Source organism: Exiguobacterium sp. s183 (assembly GCF_018617655.1).
Lineage (GTDB): Bacteria > Bacillota > Bacilli > Exiguobacteriales > Exiguobacteriaceae > Exiguobacterium > Exiguobacterium aestuarii_A.
Genome location: NZ_JACSKN010000001.1, coordinates 600,428 through 624,058, shown reverse-complemented (window position 1 = coordinate 624,058; position 23,631 = coordinate 600,428). Strand labels below are relative to the sequence as shown.

General features: G+C 46.0%; 22 protein-coding genes. 16 read left to right on the top strand and 6 right to left on the bottom strand.

Annotation, left to right across the window (positions count from 1 at the left end; translation table 11 throughout):
* Positions 1-81: 81 nt before the first annotated feature.
* Together KNP62_RS03235 and KNP62_RS03230 are read right to left on the bottom strand one after the other, a co-directional pair.
* Positions 82-3,468, bottom strand: coding sequence for a dynamin family protein (locus KNP62_RS03235; RefSeq protein ID WP_214783053.1), 3,387 nt, complete (start codon positions 3,466-3,468; stop codon positions 82-84).
* A gap of 16 nt (positions 3,469-3,484) precedes the next feature.
* The gene (locus tag KNP62_RS03230) at positions 3,485-4,105 is read right to left on the bottom strand and encodes an NAD(P)-dependent oxidoreductase (protein ID WP_214783050.1); all 621 of its coding nucleotides are present in this window, start codon (positions 4,103-4,105) and stop codon (positions 3,485-3,487) included.
* A gap of 175 nt (positions 4,106-4,280) precedes the next feature.
* Between KNP62_RS03230 and KNP62_RS03225 the strand changes: the two genes are divergently transcribed.
* Positions 4,281-5,372 carry an FUSC family protein gene (locus KNP62_RS03225; protein ID WP_214783047.1) on the top strand — a complete coding sequence of 364 codons (1,092 nt, stop codon included), beginning with the start codon at positions 4,281-4,283 and terminating at the stop codon, positions 5,370-5,372.
* Positions 5,373-6,260: 888 nt separating this feature from the next.
* Here KNP62_RS03225 and KNP62_RS03220 read toward each other — a convergent pair.
* Complete coding sequence (locus KNP62_RS03220) at positions 6,261-6,710, bottom strand: ATP-binding cassette domain-containing protein (RefSeq protein ID WP_214783044.1); 450 nt, start codon at positions 6,708-6,710, stop codon at positions 6,261-6,263.
* An 18-nt stretch (positions 6,711-6,728) separates the two neighbouring features.
* A complete protein-coding gene (locus KNP62_RS03215; RefSeq protein WP_214783041.1) occupies positions 6,729-8,723 on the bottom strand; it encodes a hypothetical protein in 1,995 nt (664 codons plus the stop codon).
* 354 nt (positions 8,724-9,077) lie between these two features.
* Between KNP62_RS03215 and KNP62_RS03210 the strand changes: the two genes are divergently transcribed.
* Both KNP62_RS03210 and KNP62_RS03205 read left to right on the top strand, forming a co-directional pair.
* On the top strand, positions 9,078-9,605 hold the full coding sequence (locus tag KNP62_RS03210; protein WP_214783038.1) for a PH domain-containing protein: 528 nt from the start codon (positions 9,078-9,080) through the stop codon (positions 9,603-9,605).
* A complete protein-coding gene (locus KNP62_RS03205; RefSeq protein ID WP_214783035.1) occupies positions 9,602-11,101 on the top strand; it encodes a PH domain-containing protein in 1,500 nt (499 codons plus the stop codon). Before KNP62_RS03210 ends, KNP62_RS03205 begins: the two co-directional genes overlap by 4 nt.
* A 212-nt stretch (positions 11,102-11,313) precedes the next feature.
* On the opposite strand, the gene KNP62_RS15640 is transcribed toward KNP62_RS03205, so the two are convergent.
* A complete protein-coding gene (locus KNP62_RS15640; RefSeq protein WP_255349577.1) occupies positions 11,314-11,436 on the bottom strand; it encodes a hypothetical protein in 123 nt (40 codons plus the stop codon).
* A gap of 282 nt (positions 11,437-11,718) precedes the next feature.
* Between KNP62_RS15640 and KNP62_RS03200 the strand changes: the two genes are divergently transcribed.
* The 9 genes from KNP62_RS03200 to KNP62_RS03160 all read left to right on the top strand — a co-directional run bounded on the left by KNP62_RS03200 (position 11,719) and on the right by KNP62_RS03160 (position 19,064).
* Positions 11,719-12,981, top strand: coding sequence for an NCS2 family permease (locus tag KNP62_RS03200; RefSeq protein WP_214783032.1), 1,263 nt, complete (start codon positions 11,719-11,721; stop codon positions 12,979-12,981).
* A gap of 109 nt (positions 12,982-13,090) precedes the next feature.
* Positions 13,091-13,558, top strand: a complete 468-nt coding sequence (locus KNP62_RS03195; RefSeq protein ID WP_214783029.1) for a DinB family protein — start codon at positions 13,091-13,093, stop codon at positions 13,556-13,558.
* Positions 13,555-14,046: a DUF3916 domain-containing protein gene (locus KNP62_RS03190; RefSeq protein WP_214783026.1), complete on the top strand. Its 492-nt coding sequence runs from the start codon at positions 13,555-13,557 to the stop codon at positions 14,044-14,046. Before KNP62_RS03195 ends, KNP62_RS03190 begins: the two co-directional genes overlap by 4 nt.
* Before the next feature lie 158 nt (positions 14,047-14,204).
* On the top strand, positions 14,205-14,975 hold the full coding sequence (locus tag KNP62_RS03185; RefSeq protein ID WP_214783024.1) for a hypothetical protein: 771 nt from the start codon (positions 14,205-14,207) through the stop codon (positions 14,973-14,975).
* A complete protein-coding gene (locus tag KNP62_RS03180) occupies positions 14,972-15,895 on the top strand; it encodes an AAA family ATPase (RefSeq protein WP_214783022.1) in 924 nt (307 codons plus the stop codon). Before KNP62_RS03185 ends, KNP62_RS03180 begins: the two co-directional genes overlap by 4 nt.
* Positions 15,896-15,897: 2 nt before the next feature.
* Positions 15,898-16,959, top strand: a complete 1,062-nt coding sequence (locus tag KNP62_RS03175; protein WP_214783019.1) for a DUF58 domain-containing protein — start codon at positions 15,898-15,900, stop codon at positions 16,957-16,959.
* 15 nt (positions 16,960-16,974) lie between these two features.
* Positions 16,975-17,697, top strand: coding sequence for a hypothetical protein (locus KNP62_RS03170; protein WP_214783017.1), 723 nt, complete (start codon positions 16,975-16,977; stop codon positions 17,695-17,697).
* A 122-nt stretch (positions 17,698-17,819) separates the two neighbouring features.
* Positions 17,820-18,407, top strand: a complete 588-nt coding sequence (locus tag KNP62_RS03165) for a hypothetical protein (RefSeq protein ID WP_214783014.1) — start codon at positions 17,820-17,822, stop codon at positions 18,405-18,407.
* A gap of 105 nt (positions 18,408-18,512) precedes the next feature.
* Positions 18,513-19,064 (top strand): suppressor of fused domain protein, encoded by a 552-nt coding sequence (locus KNP62_RS03160; RefSeq protein WP_214783011.1) that lies wholly within the window; start codon positions 18,513-18,515, stop codon positions 19,062-19,064.
* 34 nt (positions 19,065-19,098) lie between these two features.
* On the opposite strand, the gene KNP62_RS03155 is transcribed toward KNP62_RS03160, so the two are convergent.
* A complete protein-coding gene (locus tag KNP62_RS03155) occupies positions 19,099-19,809 on the bottom strand; it encodes a GntR family transcriptional regulator (protein ID WP_214783008.1) in 711 nt (236 codons plus the stop codon).
* A gap of 136 nt (positions 19,810-19,945) precedes the next feature.
* On the opposite strand from KNP62_RS03155, the gene bglA reads away from it, so the two are divergent.
* The 4 genes from bglA to KNP62_RS03135 all read left to right on the top strand — a co-directional run bounded on the left by bglA (position 19,946) and on the right by KNP62_RS03135 (position 23,583).
* Entirely contained in the window at positions 19,946-21,382 is a 1,437-nt protein-coding gene (gene bglA / locus KNP62_RS03150) for a 6-phospho-beta-glucosidase BglA (protein WP_214783005.1), read from the top strand.
* 92 nt (positions 21,383-21,474) lie between these two features.
* Positions 21,475-22,284: an MBL fold metallo-hydrolase gene (locus tag KNP62_RS03145; protein ID WP_251125565.1), complete on the top strand. Its 810-nt coding sequence runs from the start codon at positions 21,475-21,477 to the stop codon at positions 22,282-22,284.
* 69 nt (positions 22,285-22,353) lie between these two features.
* Entirely contained in the window at positions 22,354-22,677 is a 324-nt protein-coding gene (locus tag KNP62_RS03140) for an ArsR/SmtB family transcription factor (RefSeq protein WP_214782999.1), read from the top strand.
* 87 nt (positions 22,678-22,764) lie between these two features.
* Positions 22,765-23,583: an SDR family oxidoreductase gene (locus KNP62_RS03135; protein ID WP_251125564.1), complete on the top strand. Its 819-nt coding sequence runs from the start codon at positions 22,765-22,767 to the stop codon at positions 23,581-23,583.
* Positions 23,584-23,631 lie beyond the last annotated feature (48 nt).

Genomic DNA, 23,631 nt, shown 5'->3' with positions numbered 1-23,631 from the left:
TCAAATAGAGATATCTCAGAAACAGTCCCAAGACAATCGTCATGACGACGGCAGGGATGAGTCCGATGAGCAGTAATGTGTTCATACGGTTTCCTTTCTGAGCGATTCGAGTCGTTCACGCATCTCATCAAAGGAATGGCTATCCGTCAACATACTGAGCTCTGCAGCGGCGAGTTCTTTCACTTGAGTCGACCACTCTCGTTCAATCTCGATTTCAGAATTCCTGATCTCCTCGTTTGCCCGCTCGACCTGTTTCTTATGAATGCTCTCGAGACGAGTGCGAATCATGTCACGGAGGAGTGCCGTCAATTCATCCTTCAGTTGTGTCCGACCATCCCCTTCGAAAAATTGACCCGCGTTCTTATAGCGCTTCAACACTGACTGATAAGGTGGTGTTTCGAGATGAATCGGTTCGACAGCCTCTCGTAGCCATGCCACGTCGAGTTCACGGTCGAATTCAAGCGTCGGAAGGAGAGACGCTTGACGTTCTGTCAACCGTTCGACCAAGGCTTCGAATTCGCGTTTAACGTATCGCTCCAATCGATATTGGAATACTTGGAGCTCTTGTTGGATGTCATAGGCGTATTTATCGAGTGTACGTCCGAGTGCACGCTCCAGGCTCTTCCTCGACCCGTCGACCTCGACCGGGTGGAATGTCTCTTTGACAAAGTCCGAGAGGCGGAGAAGCGAACGGGTCTCGAGGTGGGCGAGGAGTTCTTTCGCTTCCCGGTCAAACAGGTCAATGAGTGCTGATACATCGAGTGCCGGCGGGTTCTCGAGTAAAGCAATCAATTGCTTACGGCGTTGTTCTTTTGCCGACTCATCTTCTTCTGCTTCGTGTAAGACGCGATCGAAGGCGGCGAGCAATGCTGTCGTCTCTTCCTGTATACGCATCGCGTTCGCGAGACGAAGGTCTTTGTCGATATAGCGTTCAAGTGTCGAGACGAATCGGTCGAATCCTACATCATCCCCTTGCATGGCGTTTCGGCTTGAGATGGGGAGAACGGTCGGTCGTCGGACACCGAGCGCGGTCAACTGTTGCGAAACATAGCTTGTGACCGCATCCCGTTCTTCGTCATCTGTCGCAAGATCGGAGGCGTTCACGAGGAAGAACATCTCATGGTCTCCGGTCCCTTGAACACGACCGAGCTGGATGACGAGCTCTCGGTCTGCTTCTGTGAACGCATGATTATAATAGGTGACGAACAAGACAGCATCCGCGTCACGCATGTAACCGAATTGCACCTCGCTATGTCGGTTGAACTGCGAATCGGCACCTGGTGTGTCGACGAAGACGATGCCGCGTCGCGCCCACGGTGAGTCGAGGTACAGTTCAATCTCTTTCACGATACAGCTTTTCTCTTCTTGTGCGACGAACGCGCAGAACGTGTCATAGTCGACGGTCTCCATTTGCCCGAGATAATCGAGCGGTGCTGATTTAACAGCATTGACGAATGGGTGGTCGACATCTAGTGAGGCGAGGGAAGTCCCATAACCTTGTAACTCATACTCAAGTTCATCTCGTGACTTAAAGGTGATTGTCGCTGTACGATTCGTCCGGCCGTTCGGCGGAACAATCTTCGTGATTGACGCCGTGAGCGGGTTCGGTGAGGTCGGTAACACCGTCTCTCCGAGAAGGGCATTGAGGGTCGAAGATTTTCCGGCTGAAAACGCACCGAAGATGGCAAACGTATATTGTTCATGCTTCGCACGCTCGATTTTCTTACGGAGAGTCGTGACACGGGAGCGGAATAAAGGGTGCTTCTCTAATATTTCACATACCGTATTTTCATAAGAAAAATTAAAATCAAATAAATCATAATTATCTTCTAACATCGATGTCGACGCAACCTCTGATTGGACAACTCTCGCTTGTTTTTCAGGGAGATACGTTGCATCGACATAGTTTCGAACGGCCAACTGATCTAACTGACCTGAATCAAGTTGCAACGCTTCATATTGACCGATAGCATCTAGACGGTTCAAAAGGCGTAAGCGTAATGCTTCATTATCGAGCGCTTCATACAATTCGTCTTCTTCAGCAGAAAATTGTTCCAAGCGCATGTCGACTTCAGCCTTCATATACATATCCGTAGAATGGACCCAAGGTTCCGAGACTTTCGTCACCCATGTCGCAAGGGCCGTCTCGATGTCACGACTGAACTGTAACACCGTATCACCACTGAGTGATGCGCCGGATTTTACTTGTTCAGTGATGAGTGAGCTCGGAGCAATCGGGAGGACATCACTTTTCGGCAGGAGAGTCTCTGGAAGTTTCAAATCCCGAATGATGTCTTCTGCATATTTCACGAGGTGCGGTCGTAGATTCATATCAATCAAACGGTTGAACTCTTTGACGGCCACGTCTTCACGACGAGTGCGTTCTTGCTTCGTTTTCTCTTTCGAGAACAAAAGTCCGACCTTAAAAGAAGGAGAACAACTCTCGAGATAAGAGCGTAATAGTTCACGGAACTCATAAGTCATGATCGGTGCACTTTCGACGATTGGTGCTTGATGTTTGAAGAATTCACGACGGAACGATGTCCACCATGCCCGTTTCTTCTCAAGGCGGTGCAGGCGAGATTGCATTTCCTTCGGACTCTTCTCATAGGTCGGTAATTGATCCAACATCGATTGAATTGAAGTTTCGTTGCGTTGGACCAACGTATGAATCAATGCATCCGCATGCTCGACTTGTTGCTGTCTTGATTCTTTGATGACATGCCGCACATACGAGCGCAAACGCTCGACTTCGTTATGAGGATGTTGTAATTCCCGAAGTGAAATATAGAACGTGTCATTCGGGACGATGTCATGATGTCGGAACGCCTTCGTCAATGAGGCTTTGAAGTCCACAAAGGAAAGCTCATCCTCGTCATGCTTATCAATTTGGTTAATGATGATGGAGTAGGGACGTCCTTCTCGACTAAATTGTTTCATCAGCCCGATGTTTTGTTCCGACTGGACATGGTTGTAGTCCATCATGAAGAACAGGTGATCTGCCAAGAAGAGCGAGCGTTCTGTCGCTTGGCGATGACGTTCATCGGTCGAGTCAATTCCTGGTGTATCCATCAACACGACATGTTCATCAAACGGGAATCGTTCGATGGTGTACTCGACTTCCTTGATTTCCTCGACTTTACAATAGTCACTAATGTTTGATAGAGAAGAAGCGTCTAATGAAATCCAATCCGTATCATTGATTGCGACGGATGCCGCTGATTCGCCACCTCGTAATGTGACGATATTCGCACTCGTCGGAATCGGACTTGTCGGAAGAAATCCTTCTTCTAGCCAGTCGTTGAGCAATGTCGACTTCCCAGCTGAGAAGTGACCACAGACAGCAATCCAAACTTCTTCATTCGTTACTTTTTGTAGGGCGGTGCGGGCGAGTCGTGCCGCGTCCGTCATCTCCTCTTGTTCAAACGTTAAAGCAAGCCGAGCTAATTGTTCTCGTTGTTCGTGCATGTTTCCCATCCCCTAATTATGATTCCGTCGTGATGCCGACACGATGTCCGACATATTCATCATTCGTTAAACAATCCAGCACCAACTCGGCGACATCGTCTCTCGAGATTGGACCTGATTGTTTCGTGCCTAACACTTCTTTTGAGACGATGATGTCTCCACTCGATGGTTCATTGATCAGTTGAGTCGGACAGATGACTGTGAACGCCAATCCGGAGTCTCGTAATAATTCATAGGCCCGTGCATGATCTTCTGCTGCGGTTGTCATCGAACGCTTCGATTCTTTCGTTTCAAAGCGATAGTTGTCGCTGTCATGTGCCTGTAAGATGCCGGCGGTCCCTACTGTGATGATGCGTGTCACATCAAATTGTTTCATCGCGTCAATCACGAGTGGTGTGAATGTAGACAATACGTTTTGTTTGTCCGTCCCTAACGCCGAGATGACGACGTCTGCAGATTGTACCGTTTCTAGGACTGCTTCTTTGTCCGTCGCGTCTCCGATGATTTCGTTGACACCTTCCTTTGAATCCAACGAATGTCTCGTTAAAAGTTTGACGTCATGTCCTTGATTTAATAAACGCTCAAGTATCCGTTCCCCTGTACGGCCACTTCCGCCGAATAAAGCAATTGTTGACAAGTAAACCCCTCCCCATCAATATGAAAGAAATATCCAACGCCATCATAACACGGAAGCGTTCACAAAACTGCCTGAAATGGTTCGATTCTGCTTGAAAAGAATGTGGTACGTTTTAGAATTGAGGAAGAAGGCAAAAAATACATATGACAAGCGTAAGAGAGGAAGGCACCATCACATGAAATTTGGGGCTCGAACTATTAAGACCGGACTATCGGTCGCAATCGTTTTACTGATTGCCGAGGCGTTTCAGTTCCAACAGATCGTCGTCCCGGCACTCGCTGCGTCACTCGCGCTTCTCCCGTCTGTTTATCAGACCGGACTTCGCTTAATCGAAGAGATGAAAGGGAACTTGATTGGGGCATTGCTTTCCGTCGGTTCCTTGTTGCTCACTCCGAATCCGACACCAATCGCCATCGGATTCGTCATCATCATCGCCATCTCCATCCTTTTGTTTTTAAATTTAGAATCGACGACACGGACCGTCATCTTGACGACGATTCTCATCATGGAAGGGGCAAGTCAGTCGGACATGCCGGTTTGGGTGTTTGCGGGTGAACGTTACTTACTCATCATGATGGGGATTACTGTTGCATTAATCGTAAACGCACTTTTGTTCCCACCTCGATATGAACGGAAACTAGAAGAGCAGGTGACGGAGGTATTTCAAATGGTCGTCCGGATCGCACGATTGTTTGCAGAAACGGAAGGCGGTCGCTCATCCTTCGAATCCTTGCCTGAGACGAAGAAGTTGCATAGTGATTCAAAGCAAACATATGCCTATTTTGAAGAAGAAATCAAAGCGAATCGTTGGCTCGAGAAGAAGACGCCGATCTTCCGTCGTGCCGTCCTGAAGTCCAAGATGATTGAGACGAACCGGGCCGCGCTCCATGTCATCGAGAAACTCGATCATGATTTCCATACGATTGAACAACTTCCTCCACAATTGAGCGATGAGTTGTATCGCCACATTCGGCATTTGTTGCGTCGACATGAGCGTCTGTTTTCGGCCTACGAGCTCGAGAACGAGCACCTCATCGATCGAGAAGAGGATCTCATCCATGAGAACTTTGACTTTGCGAAGTTAATGATTGAGAAGATGAGAGAGGAAGAGGAAGAACTCATTCTCATCGTCGTGCCGCTCGTGGCGACGATGACTGACTGGGTCAAGGCAATGAATGAACTCGAACGCTATCTTGTCACGGAAATGAAGAAACATGGGGACAACTTAAAAGTGGAACCACGTAAGAAATGGTTTTTTGAAGACTGAGAAGGAAAGATTGATAGAAAACCTAAAGGAGTACTCGAAACCGTGTGCACCTTTAGGTTTTTGTGTGTATAAAATATTTATAGAATGACCTATATAAAAGACGAATGAACCTCTTCAATCTCTTTTGTACAAACGTACAAGTGCCAGACAAACGAAAACTAACGAAATGAACACGATCAAACTGATTTTTTGCACATAAATTGTAAAATCATAATACTCATAGAAGTAAAAGATATGCGGCCAAGGCATAAACTCACCTCGAGTGATAACCTCGATGAGTGTATAGGTTAGTACGAGGGCAGTCGCATACTCGAAGCTCTTTAAAAGAAGTACCAGAGCTGCTCCAATCCACCAAAAGAGAGTTAGTAAAAGTAGATGATGAACTAGTATTAATGGAGTTGTTTGAATCAATCGGAACGCGCCATCGATATTAAATAGCAATAAAAGATACCCTATAACATATAATATGAACAGGAACACGAAATTGAACCCAATCCATTTTCGGTAGTGTGGGATTAATGTGTAATAAGCCCCTGTGTCATATAACGGCTGAAAATAAAGAATGACAGACCATGAAATCCAAGGCAGATAGAGGGAATGGACAATCTGTATACTGAGGTGCAGTTCGGAACTGTCCCTAACTAAAACAAGAAGAGAAACACAGAATACAAGTAGCGGAATAATCCCGAGTAACCGCTGATATCTCCATTCAAACAATTGAATTCTTAGTAAACGGTATATATCCATCATTGCGCCCTCATCACAGCTAAGTAACCATCCGAAAGCCGAGGAACGATTTTCGCATCGCCTTTCTCTTCATCAAAATATCGGATACAGGCTCCGTCTGATGTTTCTTCGATATGTACTACATCATGATCTTTCACCCATTTATTCAATTCCATAAGATTGATTTGCGCTTCCGCCAACGAACCTTCTGCTTTCTTCTTCCATCTTCAGGTGGGATTTATCGGTCAAGTTGACTCTTTCTAACGCTTGTTGAATGGCACTCTCTTGTTTCTTGCGGTCGACGATACCTTGCAATAGGGCTAAATGAAAGAGAACTTCGTTTACAGACAGGGAAGGATAAACATTAAAGTCTTGGGCTAAGAAACCAATCATTCCAGCTGTATCCGCATATTTACGTTTCATCATTGATTGACCGTTCACCCGGATATCTCCACCGGACGCATTCGTTAGCCCGCAAATGATTTTCATTAATGTCGTCTTTCCCGCTCCGTTCGACCCAAGGAGACCATATATCCCTTCAATGTTTAGCGAGACATGATCGAGAGCCATATGTTTCTTGTACCTTTTCACGATGTGTTCCACTTGTATCATGGTGTACCTCCAAATCACTTATACTTTTGACGCACTGTTCAAATCCCGATACCATTTTTTCAAAAAGATGAGTTGCTGTTGATGAGTCAATTGCATGAATTCAGATATTTGCTCTTTAGATGCGACCAGTTCCTCCCCGTTAAGAATTGATTCTAAGAAGAAAGGGTCTGGTTCGAGCGGTGAGGGGAGATTCAATTCGACTGACAGCCAAAAAGCCATCGCATCATCGAATGCCGCTCGTGTCGGCTGGATTTGGCTGTCTGTGTTTGAATGTGACCAAAACAAGGCAGGCATGTATGCTCGAACGACTTCTGGTAGGTCATGATCTAATCGTAAATTGCTCCCCACATGAAGGAGTAAATGCTGATTATCTCGGTAACTGAATTTCTCAAGATTAGGCGATAGGAGGATGATCTTATCAGGCAAGGAGCTTGATATGCCAAACTCTCTTTCAGTGAGTGCATGAATTGATTGAAGCGTTTCTTTTAGAATCGGCCAATACGAGTATGGTGGTGTCCATGACTGATCGACGATTATTTCTTGATCTTCCGCTTGATACGCTTCAAATGATCCCTCAAACAACGTAACCCCTGCCTGTACACCTTCATAATGAGCAGGAGCTTGCTCGATAAGGTTTGTTAAAAACTTAGATTGTGGCGAATAATGCAACGTGACAGGTACGCTATTCGTTCGATTAATCACAGGTTTAAAGTTCTCAGACCCGATTCTGCTGTTCGGATAAGATTGTTTTGTTGGATACCAATTTAACCAAGCAGGCAGATAGGTTACTTCATTAGTGATTGGGAATTGACTTGTGTTTGGGATTGTATATCGGACAGACAATGCAGTTGGTACTCCGAGCGTTACAGCCTCAATCTCGATGAAATCTCCAACTTGATGGAACGAGACTTCTCGCTGGTTTACACTGATATGTTTTACCTGATAAGGATGATAGAGCGATAACACAATAGTTTCTGTACTCGACACTAAAGTATAGTCTGCTTCCACTTCGAACTGACCATGTGATTGCTTCGCTAATTTCAACTGAACATTGATTATTTCAAAGTTCAAAAATGAATCTATTTGTGAAAAATCATATGGATAAGGTAATTCATAATGTTCTGTCGTTTCCGTATCGAGAGAACGATCGAATACCAACTGGTCATGGCTTAATGCGAAAGAAGCACTAGATGCAATCACTAAGAACAGCATAATTGCCAAGACTGTCATCTGAATACGATGACTCCTTCTGATTGCCCAACACGATATGATCCATAGGGTGAGTCCAAAATGAAAACATAAAATCAACATGTTCTTAATAAATAGTGCGTTGCTACTCAAAAAACCTGTCAGTTCGTAATAGATGACCTCAGGTTGTAGAGGTCCGAAAAAGAAGAAAGCATTCGGGCTATTAAATCCTTTTTCTAAGAAGAACTCAGAAAAAATCTCTGTATTCAGTGGTCCGAACAATATCCATAGGATAAAGAGGACGAGAATGCCGCTTCGCTTTTTTCCAAACAGGAGACCCACATTGATTCCCCATACCGATGCAATTAGTAGTGGAAGTAGATAGAAAATAAGTGAATGGAATAACAGCTGCTGATAAAAGGACCATGTTTCGATTTGATTAAATGAGAAATAAGTGACGACAGGTAGAAGCCCGAGTAAGATGGCACAAAATGAAAAGAACGTATGTATGAAGAGTATGGCGACAATCTTTTGAAATTGAATCCACACAATGTTTGGAAGAGTCAATTGACTTCTGTATTGTGCCTCATCTGAAGTAAGACGATACATGACTACGCTGACAATCAACATAACACCTTGAATAGGAATCACTATGCCTTTTAAGACATTAGGAAACATCATGTACTCGAACGGCTCGTTCACGTTCGCAACGATTTTTAATATGAGGACAATCGGGATAAAGATAAGTGCAATCAAATAGAATACGTTTCGGCTCATCTGTTTAAAATAAAAAGGAATTAATTCTTTTAATATGTTTTGTCTCATAGTTACCTCGATGATTGTGTAGTGATTGAATTGATAACGATATTGATTTAATTATCTCAGCTATATCCTAAGGTGTAAATAAAATCCAATTATATATGAGTCGATAAAGGATTAATGAATTATTTGGTAATAATCTCAAGTTGTGTTAGTCTAGAAAAATCATTGTCTGCGTCAACCGATTCGTTGTCATTATCTATACTTGAAGGGGCAGGAAAATGAAAAAGATTGTATTATCCATTATTTTACGAGTTATTATGAAGTCTTAAGTACATTCCCGACCGAATCCTGAAACTTTTTGAGAAGAAACACGTATACAATAGAGACAGATACATAAGAACGATAGGGGGATTCACTATGTCAGAAACAACACCGCCACCAGAAGAAGGTGTCACACCACAACGAATCAGCGGAACACTTCCGATCGAGGCACGGGCGGTCTTTCGATTATCGAGTGCGATTTTTTATATCATCGGTCTCCTCATCACTGGAGCTCTCGTTGTCGCATCATACTGGTTCGACTGGCCGACTTGGCTACAGATTGGCTTTATCGTGCTACTTGTCATCGATGTCGTCTATAGCTTGATTGATATCATCTGGTTCCAAAAGTGGAAACAGGAACGATTCACGTATGATGTCCAGCCGCTTGAGATCCGGATTCATCATGGAATCATCACGACACATGACGTACTCATCCCGATGACGAAGGTCCAATATGTTCATGCGGAACAAGGACCGATTCTACGTAAATACGGGTTACAGACCATCACCATTGGAACAGCGGCCGGTTCTCACGAAATCTATGCGATTGAAGAGTCATTCGCAAAAACACTCCGTGAGCAGATTGCCATCTATGCACGAATCGAAGAGGAGGATGTCGTATGACCGAGACCGCGTTAACATGGCATCGACTCCCGAGTCGCGTTTTGGTGCTGCGTATTCTCGAAGTCATCAAGTCGTTCGCCATTCCAATCGTCTTACTCTTTGTGCTTAACAACGACTGGGAATCGACTTTCGGCATCATCATCCGAGTCGGCATCCTACTCTTTCTATTACTCGACATTGTCCAGAAGTTCTTTGGGTGGTTAAACTTCCGATATGCACTGGATGAAAAGACTGTCTATGTGATCGAAGGGAACTGGTTGAAAAAAGAAAAATCGCTTCCACTCTATAAAATTCAAAGCGTTCATTCGAACAGTCCATTCCTCTATCGATTGCTTGGTGTTGTCGAATTGACGTTCGATACGAATGCCAACAGTGACGATGCATCATTCAAACTGGCTGGTGTCTTTCCGACCGAAGCGAAACGACTGGAAGAGATTCTCGAGCAAGTCCGTCATCGGAAACAGAATGCACAAACCGAAGACAATCCAGAAATGACAGATGCGACAACTGAACAGGCAGAATCTTTACCAAGCCGTCTGTTATATGCCTTGTCCACGCGCGAAATCGTGTTGGCCTCCATCACGTCGCTCTCTGTCTTCGCCATCTTCCCGGTCGCTTCAACAATCATCTCTTCGATTGATGACTTCATCAATTTGGATGGGGCGTTCAACCAAGTAGAAGATTATGTCGTCCATGCGTCCATCATCGTCATCGGTCTTCTCGTCATCGGGGTGTTGATGCTGTCGGTCGTGATCGGTATGGTCATTAACTTCTTGAAATATGGAAACTTCCGACTCGAACGAAGAGGGGAGCGCATTCGTGTCGAAAAAGGGTTATTGAACCGGAGTGCAAAAGAGATCCCCTATGAGAAGATTCAAGCGATTCGAATCAAAGAGACGTTCATCCGTCGCTGGTTCCACATCGTCGGAGTCGAACTCGTCGCAGCAGGAACGATGGATGAATTAAAGGACGAATCATCAACGATTCTCCCGTTTGTTCGACGTGACCGTGCGATGCGAGTACTCCGTGAACACTTCACGCACTTCACATGGTCGGATGAATTACATCGACTTCCAAAAAAGGCGTTAGGAATCAAACTACTGCGAATCAGCTGGTTCGGCTTCATCTTATCAGGACTCGTGCTCTATTTCTTCCGAGATTATGCATGGTGGCTCCTTCTTTTATGGGCCATTATCATCGGGGGACGTGTGCTCAGTTACGTCACGACAAAATATGTCCGTACCGATCAATTCATTCAATTGCGGACGGGAGCTTTCAACGTCCGGTCGTTCTTGACGGACAAACCACGGATCGAACAGATTCAAGTGAAGCAATCGCTCTTGCAACGTCGATTCGGACTTTGTACGGTTCAGTTCTCGACTCGAGGAGGATTCTTGTCCGTCGAGACAATTGACGACATTCCGAAAGAAGAAGCGGACGCGATGCTCGTCTGGTTCTCCCGTTATAACGAAATGAATGAAAAACGCTCAGGATAAAGTCTCCTGAGCGTTTGAATTATTTGTGATTTTCGTATCAAATGATGTTTCTCTTACTGAAAACGCGGATAAAGTATGGTATGATGCAAGTAGAAAGAGACCGGTGCTGGACACACCGACCTCTGGCTTACAGGCTCCCACTTTAAGAGTGGTCCCAGCCGCCACAATGGTTAGTGAATCAGAAAGTGACCCATCTCATTGCGCCGAGGGGGTCATTTTTTTGTGCGTTCAGACGTTGCACGATCGGATGTTCGGTGAATCACCAAGTGAACGATGATCGGAGCGAGGATTGGGATCATGACATAATCTCCAACCCAGGTCCAAAGTTGTTCCATCCGCACCACCGCCTTCCTCCATTGTGGACTTGGCGGCTGACCCCACTATTGCTGCGTTAACCTGCCCCTTCATTATAACAGATTCGTTCGTAAAATGGCGTTAAAAATAAGAACAAACGTTCTTGTTTTATAAAATGAATCTTTTGATGGAATCGGTCTCATAAATGGGTCCAAAGAAGGAATTGAGTCGAATCGCCCTTGCTTGTTAGATGTCTGACAGGATATAATCAATCTCGTGTGTATACACGGGTGGGTGAGGGTGCCAATAAAGGATTGATTCCTATGGCAAAACAAACAGAATGGAAAACAGAAACATACGGGGGCGTGCTGAACTTTCTGGCGACAGCATACATCCCGGCCGTGCATGCGGCAATCTTGACACAAGCCGGACTCCCGTTCGAGGGGGCGCTCGTCGGAGCGATTTTGACAAGCATCATCGGGACGTTGATTGCGGGGTTCTTCAATCTTCCGCTACTCTTGTTACCGGGAATGGGGATTAACGCGCTCTTCACGTACACGCTCGTCTTACAGATGGGGTTGAGCTGGCAAAGCGCGCTCGCTGTCTCGTTCGTCTCAGGTGTACTCGTCGTATTGTTGACGGTCACCAAGGTGGCGAGGAAATTGGCGAACGCGTTCCCGCCGATCATCCATGACGGATTGACGGTCGGTCTCGGCCTCTTCCTCATTTTGATCGGTCTCGAGGCGGCTGGAATTGTCTCAGGTGGAGGCGGGGCATTGCTCCACATCGGTGACCTCGGAGAGCGTAACGTCCAGGTGGCCTTTTTATCACTCTTCGTCGCCATCTTGTTGTTCTTGAAGATGGGACCGAGCAGCTTCCTATGGACAATCGGTTTCGGTGTCGGTCTCAGCGCCGTGATGGGAACGCTAGAGTGGACGGGAAGCTTCTCATTGTCACCGTTCTTCGAGTCATTCGGCACGGTGTTTGGGAACATCTCGTTCGCTGAATCTGCGTCTCCGCTCTTCTTAGTCGCGGTCGGTGTACTGACGCTTGTCTTGTTGATTGAAAACATCAGCTTGATCCAGAATCAGACACGTGCAATCGACAAAGAAAAGGATGCGCCGAAAGGTCTCATTGCACAAGGCCTCTCGACGATGGTCGGTGCCATGTTCGGGTCAAGTCCGACCGTCTCGACGGTCGAAGTGGCTGCCGGAATATCGGTCGGTGCACGAGGCGGGATTGCTTCATTCGTCACATCTGGATTGTACGTGGTATCGCTCTTATTGCTACCGCTCTTTGCCATCATCCCTGTGACGGCGATTGCACCGGTATTGATTATCATCGGCATGATGATGTTCCAAAACGTGAAGCATTTGCCGCTCGATAACTGGGAGCATGCCTTCCCGGCGATTCTCGTCATCATCATGATTCCGTTCACGTATTCCATCGTCGATGGGATTGGACTCGGATTCATCGCATACACGATGATTGTCTTGTTCAAGAAGGGCTACCGGTCACTCAGTCCGGTCGTCGGTGTCTTGACCGTATTGTTCTTAGTTTTCTTCTCATTACCAGTCTGGTTATAGAGACACACGCGGCATCGTTCATGACGAACGGTGCCGTTTTTTTGATGATTCTCAAGGGATGGTTCATGCTATAATCGCAGTAATTTGAAGAAAACGGGGAGGGGATTTGATGCAAGTCCTTCAAGAATTCGCATCGTACACAGAATGGCTCAAGTCGTTAGAAAAGCTAAGTGAATCTGATTGGAATAAACAGATCGACTCTGAGAAGTGGTCTATAAAGCAAATCATCTTACATATCGCCCATTGGGACAATCATCTGTTGAATGTCATCATCCCATCGGTGAAGAACGGGGAAGGAATGATATTCCCTGATTTTGACTCGTTTAACGCGCGGGCGACGAAAAGAGCGGAGAAGTTGACAGGTGAGACCGTACTGAAGGAATCCCTTAACAGTCGGCGAACGCTCGTCACGATGCTCGAGTCCTTAAGTGAAGAGGCGCTGACTTATAAAACGACAGCGAATGGCGTCTCGCATGATCTTCATCAAGGTGTCCCATATTCACTATATGTGATCATCGGAGAATTCATCGAGCATGACTGGCACCATATGAAGCAAGTCGAGTCCATCCTGAAATGAGACATCGGAAAGTGCGTGGTCTGAAACGAAAGTTAATTCGTCTTCAGCGTAATATGCAAGAAAATCATCATGATTTCCCAACTGAGTTTCATAATGGTTATTGGAATACCAAGATTCCGGTCGGACAAACTTTTTTATTGGAGATTCAACACAATGCCCAAATCAAACAGGCAATCATCCATATTCTGCTCGATGAGGCGAAACGACTAGTTGAGTTGCGTGTGGATGAGCGAATGCGAGTTGCCGTGCTGCTAGATTTTCCTACACTCTGGAACTCTGAGCTTCTCGTGTTTGAAGATGAAGAGGAGTTACAAACGTTTATGCGGCGTGATTCATCCCATCAAAAATGGATCCCGATTTCTCATAAAAAAACGTTTATGAACAAATGGGACATTCGTAGTGACCAGGATATTCGCGTGTATGGATTTGAAGAATGGTTGCTCGACGAAGAAGATGAAGGTAGAGAATTGTGGATGCTCGTTCAATGAACGGGCTTTTTCTTTTGTCTAAAAATAACTGAATATTCCGTTAAAGTGCATGGTATAATCCTTTTAATCCTATTTCCAAATAAAGGATTAAATCTATAGGGGGAGCCGTCACATCAGATGAAAACAATCAAACCGAATATACATAAGCGGTATAACCAATGAAACAAGCCAAAATGATCTTTATGTCAGGAATTCTTTTCTCCTTGCTACTTGTCGGGCTCATCTCCTATTCCGGTCAACTGGGATACCGTTACTATCAATCATTAGACATCTCGGGGAGCGACATCACGAGTTGGGTCACGGACTGTCATGACAAACGAAAGTTTTTAGGGATTTTCGAAGTGACGGATGTTGATTTTTGGTGTGGTGATGCGCCATATGAAGAACCGGAAGGGAATGGTCCAGACGGAGCGATGATTGACTCAGAAGAAAAATCAGGTGGTACACCGAAAGAGCGGATTAAGGACCAGTCACCTTCTTACGGCAATCCCCAATCAAATGAGTCGAACGAGATCGCTTACCTCCCATACATTATTACCGGTCTGTTCATCTTGCTCGGATGGTGGCTTTGGAAGAGACGACGTCCTTCGAAGAAACAAAGCGAGGAAGAAGAGTTAGATATCGAGGATCACTCGCTAGTGACTTATGACAACTCGTCGGAGCAGATAAACCGAACGCTTCATCCATTACCTGCCTCGGTTATTCGACAACAGTTGATTCAATTCGAAGCAGCATTACCTCCACATAAACGTCGCCGCCCGTATGAGACGTTGTCGACCTGGGCGAAACGAATCGAGCTTGATGCATCTCTACTTGCCTATTTAGAGACACGCTATGACGAAGTGAACATCTCACCACAGCGTGAGCGAGCGTTCACCCAACAACTTGATGAATACCTACTACGCACACAAAAGGAGTCGAATTCATGACCATCCGACACGTATTGGAACAACTAGACCGCATTTATCTCGGGAAACCGGAAATCACAAAATTATGCTGCACAGCCCTATTGGCGAACGGACATATTTTGCTAGAGGATGTGCCTGGGACGGGGAAGACGTTACTTGCGAAAAGCATCGCCAAAAGCTTTGAGGCAGACTTCGCCCGAATCCAGTTTACAGCAGACCTGCTGCCTTCTGACATCATCGGTTCAGACTTCTTCAATATGAAGACCCAAACGTTCGAGAACCGTACCGGTCCCATCTTCACAAACATCTTGTTAATCGATGAAGTGAACCGTGCCGTCCCGAGAACACAATCTGCCTTGCTTGAAGCGATGGAAGAACGCCAAGTTTCAATCGGTGGCGTCACCTATCAGCTACCGAAACCGTTTTTCGTCATCGCGACGCAAAACCCAATCGAGTCTGCTGGGACGTTCGCCCTACCGGACGCCCAACTCGACCGCTTCCTCATGTCCCTTCAAGTCGGATATCCAGGGGCAGATGAAGAGCGGAACTTGATTCTGCAGACGATTTCAAAGACGAGGCATGTGGTACACGCCTTGATGACGAATGCGGCTTTCTTAGAAGCACAAAAAGAAGTCGAGAACGTCCGGATTCATGAAGATGTCGTCACTTATTTGCTCGCACTCATCCAAGAGACAAGGCAACATCCGTTAGTCGAAGTCGGGGCGAGTCCACGGGCGACGCTCGCGCTCGTCAAGGCCTCACAAGCCTATGCGTACTTGAACGATCTTCAGTTTGTCACGCCTGAAGATGTTCAAGCCGTTGCACCACACGTTCTCTCGCATCGATTGACCCTCACCCTTGAAGGGGACATCAAATCGACGAAGCGACAAGTGCTAGCGGACGTACTCGAGTCTGTAACTGTCCCAGTCGAAAAGGTGTAACGATGCGACAGGTCGAAATCAGTACACCGTCCATCCTTCAGGACCAACTTTGGCCGGCTTATGTCAGTCTCGGTCTCCTCACGATGTGGATGCCTTATGTATGGCCCATTTCTTATGTATGCGGAGCATTATTAATCGTCATGTTCATCCGGAAACGAATCATTCGAACACTTTCAAACGAAGTCTCATTTTCCATTCGACAGAAAGAAGATCTCTTGTTCATTGACGATGAGACATCATGTGTCGTCCGTATCGATGGGTATGAGCGAATCATTGCCCTTGGCGTTCCGCTATTGATTCGACTAGAGGGTAATGAACGAATGGTATTCGAGAACGGGTCACAGGCATACGACACAAGGATTGAACAGGACATTCATCATGTGAGCGTCTCGGCTGTGAAGCGTGGACCTGCTTCGATTCATACGTGTGTGATGCGTGTTACGTTACCGTTTTATTTAGGTACTCTTTTTTTCACGGATGAGGAGATGGATATGCCCTCATGGATTGTGTTACCTACCATCACGAAGTCGCCAATCACCGAATCTCGTATGATACGGATGGGTGACCGCATCGTCAAACACTCCCCATTGAACGATCCGTTGATGATTCAAAGTGCAAAACGATATGAGAAGGAACCCTCCAAACAGATCGACTGGGTCGCCACTTCAAAGGTCGGTCATGTACAGGCAAAAGTACTCGAACGACAAAATCTCGACACGTTCACGATTTTCCTTGATTTGAGCGGTCCGCTCGGGAACGGGCTCCATGCGCAATACGAAGACTTGATTCAACAGACGGCGTATTGGGTCTCTTATTTGATCAAAGAAGATTGTAAAGTGGAACTGTTAATCAACCGACTCGACAAAAACAACCAAGTCGACCGTGTTACACTGGGAGAAGGCAGAAAACAATTACGGCACATTCTCGTCCGACTGGCGATGATTCATGAATCGAACGCGTTTGTTGCATCATCGCGATTCACGTCATATGTCAGTCGTCACAAACAGCCGCACGCCGAATTGATTCACATCAATCACGCGATGCTGCTGAAATCTTCAGGTTGATGAAGGGAGAAACACATGCGACCAATGAAGGGCTTATTCATATGTTGTGTCGGACTGCTTGCAAGCACGACGACCGGATCAGCTGAGATGACTGAATCCTCGGCGGAACGTTTTGCAGATGCATATTTTTATGACATTGTGATGGATCATATTCAGGGAGATGATCCGACTAATTATCATATGACGTACAGTGAGAACATCACGTTCGGACCACTACTCGAGACATACGTCCCGTCTTCCTCTTGTTACAAGAATGATGAGACATGTTCGTTCATCCCGACAAAAGAATTTGTGGCGACCGTCTTTCAAGATGATGAACCAGTCAACGTGATCGGAACGTATGAACAATCAGCAGGTACATATGCGTTCTCAACGTTTGGTTCAGACAAAGAAACTCCGAAAGCTTTGATGGACGTACAAGGACATCTCGTGAAATACACAGAAAGGTCGGCATGGTTTGATTATGATCGGGACATGTTGACGGGGTTGACGTCCAACTCACAACAGATGATCAGCGGGGATGCAATTTCGACGAAGGACTTCCAAGCTTTATTGATTGAAGAGCATTCAGATATTGAAGGATCTGCTGAAGAAGGGATGATGGATGGAGCGGGTGACTATTCGAATGAAGCAAAATCAAACAATCCAACATCGAATATCAACCGATTGATTGGTTTTGCAGTATTAGCGATGTTGCCATTCGGGTATTGGTTCCTTAAAAGACGAAAAACAGCATGATGTCAAAAGACTTATACAGTCAACATGAACCACTAGAAATGGTGATCATACCGAGTCATGCACTGAAAGAAGGAGAAGCAAATCGATTGATTTTTCGACATCTGAAGGATGAGGACTTTCCATTGCGCATTGAACGGAAACGAACTGTGAGAGCTACGAGAAAACATCTCTTCTCTTTTGAACGTCAAGAAGAGCATCTGACGACCAAAACCCTCAAGAATCGTGAGTCATTAGAATCGGAATTGACACTCTCTTCGAATGAAATCATCGTCTTACAAGGAGAGACAGATTGGATTCTGAGTTATTATGGGGACGGTTTGACGCTTCAAGGAAAACAAGTGAGTCGTGTCGAAACAAAGGGAATAGCCCATATCGAGGATTTTTTTGAATATGTGACGACAGGTGCGTTTCCGATTGAGGTGTCATTTGGTTTAGATGGAACGCTCGGTCCTCATGAGAACGTATATCGCTTCACGTTGCATGACACAGATTGGAAGACATTGATTGAAGACGAACTGTTGCCTCAGCTTCGAATTCCGAAAGCGAAGAATGTATGGCAGTCCCTTTTCTTTCCGACAAATAATCAGACAATCGAATGGTTCACTAGTGAATTTCATCCAAACATCTTAGGAAACTTCGTTTTCGCCCACGATGCCCATGATACGTATTATCTCTTGGATCACGTGAACGGAGAGATTAAAGTGTTTTGAATGATCCAACTAAAGAAGAAGTGAGTTTGCGTCAATCGATTGAGCCTATCAAACTCAAAACCCGAATCAAACAGTACGCCAATTATGAGAAGGTAGGGATGGAACATGAACTATTTAGAACATCTAGAAAAACATTGTGGCACGTTCGTCAGCGGGTATGATATCCCATACTTGCTAGAAGAGGATGTCCAAATCATCGAACTTGAAGATGAGTCCTCTAAAATCACAAGTATTTCGACATTAGGACTGCATTGGCATACACTTCAATTTAAAAATGGTTCGATCGCTCACCAGGAGTTGCTGTTCCGCTTCAATCAACAGCATGTCAAAGATGAGTTTGCTGAATTGATGTGGCAGCTGATTGATTATGCGCTGGGAACGCACAAGGCGTTCGAGTTGGGCGAAATCTACGAACTGCCAGAGGAAGTGCTTGAACAATATTCATTTTCTTCGGTCTATGTGACCGCCCCTTTTTACTCAGATGAGTCGCTCATCACATATAAGAACGGGGAACAGAGCGTCATAGTCGTCTGGTTTGTACCGATTTACCCTTCAGAAGAGTTGTTCATCGAAGAACACGGAACCGAACGGTTTGACGAACTCCTATATGAGACTGATTGCGAGTTATTCGACTTGAACCGAAAAGAACTTGTCTAACGAACATCCCCTCATGCGCGCATGAGGGGATTCTTTACATATAGGGGCCGTTCGCTTGGACGACGAACTGCGAATGGTCGTAATGATACGTGATGCGTGAGTAGTCGAACGGTTTTCCATTCGAAAGATGGAAGATCGTCTCAATGCGAAGCGTTGGATCATGCTCATGCAAACCGAGATGTACCGCTTCACTTTCCGTCAATCGACCTACCTGTAGATACATGTCAGAAAAACCGATTGTGACACCGAGCGCACTTTGGACGTAATCGAAAATGGAGTCGGCCACAATCTCTCGATTCAAGTAAGGGACGATGGCTTTTACATAATACGATTCTTCATGACAAAGTACTTCCCCGTCCACATACCTTACCCGTTCGACACGATACACATCGTCTGTTACGTCAATCCCGAGATTTTCGGCCACCAACGCATCTGGTTTCATAACAGACACGTCGAGTACATCAGAGGTCAAGATTCGATCTCCAAGGTTACTCTTGAATCCTTGGGTGGAAAAGAGACTCATATAACCGGGACGATTATGGCGTCTGACGAAAATGCCGCTACCACGGAGTTGAAAGATGATGCCTTTTCGTTCGAGCAGTTCCAACGCTTTCGTGATCGTACTCTTACTCACGGCATATTGACTCATCATCTGCTCAAGGACAGGTAGCTTATCACCTTGTTTTAAATTCTGTTCATATATGTATTGTTCTATTTCATTTGCGATTTGTTGGTATTTTAACATGGTCATTCCTCACTTTTTCGTCACTTCTTGTATTATATCATGAAAAAACAAGAATGTTTCATTGTATCAACCTTGTTAAATTATACCGGTACAATTATAATTGACGTGTATGATTCATCAGAAGGAGGAATAGAGGATGAAGACGTTACCGAAAGATTTTTTATGGGGAGGCGCACTCGCCGCCCATCAATTCGAGGGTGGTTGGGACGCTGACGGAAAAGGACCGAGCGTCGTCGACGTCTTGACAGCAGGCGCACACGGTGTCGCGCGTCGTATCACGGACAAGGTTGAGCCGAACGAATTCTACCCAAACCATGAGGCGATTGATTTCTATCATCGTTATAAAGAAGATGTGGCGCTCTTCGCCGAGATGGGATTGAAATGCTTGCGTACCTCAATCGGATGGAGTCGCATCTTCCCAAATGGTGATGATCCAGAGCCGAACGAGGCGGGTCTTCAATTTTATGACGACTTATTCGATGAGTTACTCAAACATGACATCGAGCCAATTATCACGCTCTCGCATTTCGAGATGCCGCTCCACCTCGCACGTGAGTACGGCGGGTTCCGCAACCGTGTCGTCGTCGACCATTTCGTCCGCTTCGCGGAGGTCTGCTTCGACCGTTACAAAGACAAGGTCAAGTACTGGATGACGTTCAACGAGATCAACAACAAGATGGACGTCAATAACCCGCTCTTCTTATGGACGAATTCGGGTGTTCTTTTAGAAGAAGGGGAGAACGCGCGTGAAGTCATGTATCAGACGGGACACCACGAACTGATTGCGAGCGCCCTCGCCGTCGCCAAAGGGAAAGCCATTAATCCGGACTTCGAGATTGGGGCGATGGTGTCGCACGTCCCAATCTACCCGTATTCATCAAACCCGGACGACGTCATGTTGGCAGAGGAGATGATGCGTCAACGTTACTTCTTCCCGGACGTACAAGTACGTGGGTTCTATCCGAGTTACGCCTTGAACGAGTTCGAGCGCGAAGGGTACAACATCCCAATCCTTGAAGGAGACGAAGAGATTTTACTGAACGGGAAGGTTGATTATCTCGGCTTCAGCTACTATATGTCGACGACCGTGAAAAGTGATGTCGTTGTGGACAACAGCGGAGATATCGTCAACGGTGGTCTGCCGAACGGTGTCGAGAATCCGTACATTCAGTCGAGTGACTGGGGATGGGCCATCGATCCGGTCGGTCTCCGTTATGTACTCAATCGTTTGTATGACCGATATCAAATCCCGCTCTTCATCGTGGAAAACGGATTTGGTGCAGTCGATGAGATTGTCGACGGGAAGATTCATGACGAAGCCAGAATCGATTATTTGAAGGCTCATATCGAACAATTGAAGCAAGCCGTCATTTATGACGGGGTCGACTTGATTGGGTACACACCTTGGGGCATCATCGACATTGTCTCGTTCACGACGGGAGAGATGAAGAAACGGTACGGGATGATTTACGTGGACCGTGACAATGAAGGGAACGGGTCGATGGAGCGGATGAAGAAAGACTCGTTCGACTGGTATAAACGGGTCATCACGACCAATGGGGAAGAACTGTAAGTGAAACAGGGGGCAAAGAACTGTGAAATGTATGCAGGTCTTTGCTCTTTTTCGCTATAATAAAGAAAAGTGAGAGTTAGGAGGGAAGAATGATGCAAGTGAAGCAGCATGGGCCAGTGACGGCAGTTTGCGCCAAAGTGAAGAACGGTCCATTCGAGATGTCGATGTATGTGTATTATCTCGATGGGATGATTATCGATACCGGGACCCGTACGATGCTCCCCACTCTCCAATCCTTTTATGAATCGGTCCCGATTGACCTTGTCAGCATTACGCATCCACATGAAGACCACATTGGAACGGCCGCATGGCTCGAACAAACGTATCGCGTGCCAATCTACATACATGAAACTGCCAGAGACATGTGCCGGACGGGGCTAGATATCCCAGATTATCGGTCACGCTTCTCCGGTGACCCTGAACCGTTTCAGCCGGTCGCCTATCACGACAATCAGATCACATCAGAACATCATACCTATCAGGTGATTCATACACCTGGTCATGAACCGAATCACGTTGTCTTATATGATGAGGAGAACGGTCGACTGTTTTCAGGCGATTTGTACGTTCATCCGTATCCAAAAGTAATGATTCCAGAGGAGTCGGTCCCTGAACAGATTCGTTCGCTCAAGCGTGTCCTGTCTCTCGAATTTGAGGAAGTGTACTGCCAGCATGCCGGACGTCTCGAGCAGGGAAGGGAGCAATTAACCAAAAAGCTCGATTATCTAGAACGTTTGACCGATGACGTGATAACGAAAACCGCTGCGGGCTATACGATTGACGATATCAACGCTCACCTCTTCCCTGTCCCGTCGCCGCTCGTCCAAATCTCCAAGCGGGATTATGACTCCAGACATATGATTTCAAGTATTCTTCGGGAAGTCTACGAACAACTTCGTTGACAGAAGGCGAATCACCTAGTATTCTGAATACATGATTAAACGTTTAAACTTTTAAACGGAGTGATGAATATGAAACAACCAAATACAACACCCGAGGCGTCGCTATCATTATTTGAAGATGCAATCCCATTGTTTCAAGTATTAGCCGACGTCAATCGTCAACGCATCATCGTCGAGATCGCCAGACATGAGCGATTGAACGTCAATCAGATTGATGAAAAGATCGAGTTGTCTAGACCGGCTATCTCGCATCACCTCAAACTGTTGCGACAAGCAGGTATCGTCTCTTCCGAGAAAATCGGGACAGAGAACTTTTACTTCTTGACCCTCGAGGACGCGGTCGGACTGCTCAAAGCACTGACACGTGCAATCGAAGATGAATGTATCTTATGACCTTTCTTTTGGAAACAAAGAGAAAGGCTTCTTTTCCACTAATTAGTTTAAAAGTTTAAACATATAAACGTTAAAAGGAGAATGAAAATGAATCAAACCATTGTTATCACGGGAGCATCAAGCGGGATTGGTCGAGCGACCGTCGAATTGTTCAGCAAACGAGGCTGGCATGTCGCCGCAACGATGCGAAGTCCTGAAGACCATCAAGAACTGTCCAACCTAAAAGGGGTATCGCTCTATCAGCTAGATGTGACGAACGAATCGAGCATTCGTGACGCCTTTCAACAAATCGTCTCGGATCACGGCACAATCGATGTGTTATTGAATAATGCCGGGTACGGAGCGGTCGGGATTTTTGAAGAAGCCTCTCCTGAACAGATTCAGCGTCAGTTTGATACAAACGTCTTCGGTGTGATGAATGTGATCCGGGCATCTCTCCCATATTTCCGTAAACAACGGAGCGGACGGATTGTGACCGTCTCTTCGGTCGGTGGTCAAATCACATTCCCAATCTATAGTCTGTATCACAGTTCAAAATGGGCGATTGAAGGGTTCATCGAATCGCTTCAGTTTGAACTGGCACCGTTTAACATCGATATGAAATTGATTGAACCAGGACCAATCAAGACAGACTTTTATGGTCGTTCCCAGGAACTCGTCCGTGACCAACCGCTCGACGTATATGATAACTATACGGAAGTCGCGCTCCATAACACGAATGCCGCTGGTGCGAACGCTGAAGGCCCGGACGTCGTCGCCGAGACGATTTGGCGTGCAGCGACCGACCGGAAGAAGCGTCTCCGCTATCCATCAGGTAAACAGGCGGGACTGTTGATTGTGTTGAAACGTTATCTCCCGAACCGATTGTTTTTCTCCATCGTGCGACGTGTCGTAGAGAAAAACTAACAACAAGTATCTGTTTCGAACTTCATCAGTGTTAGAAAGAATTTTTTC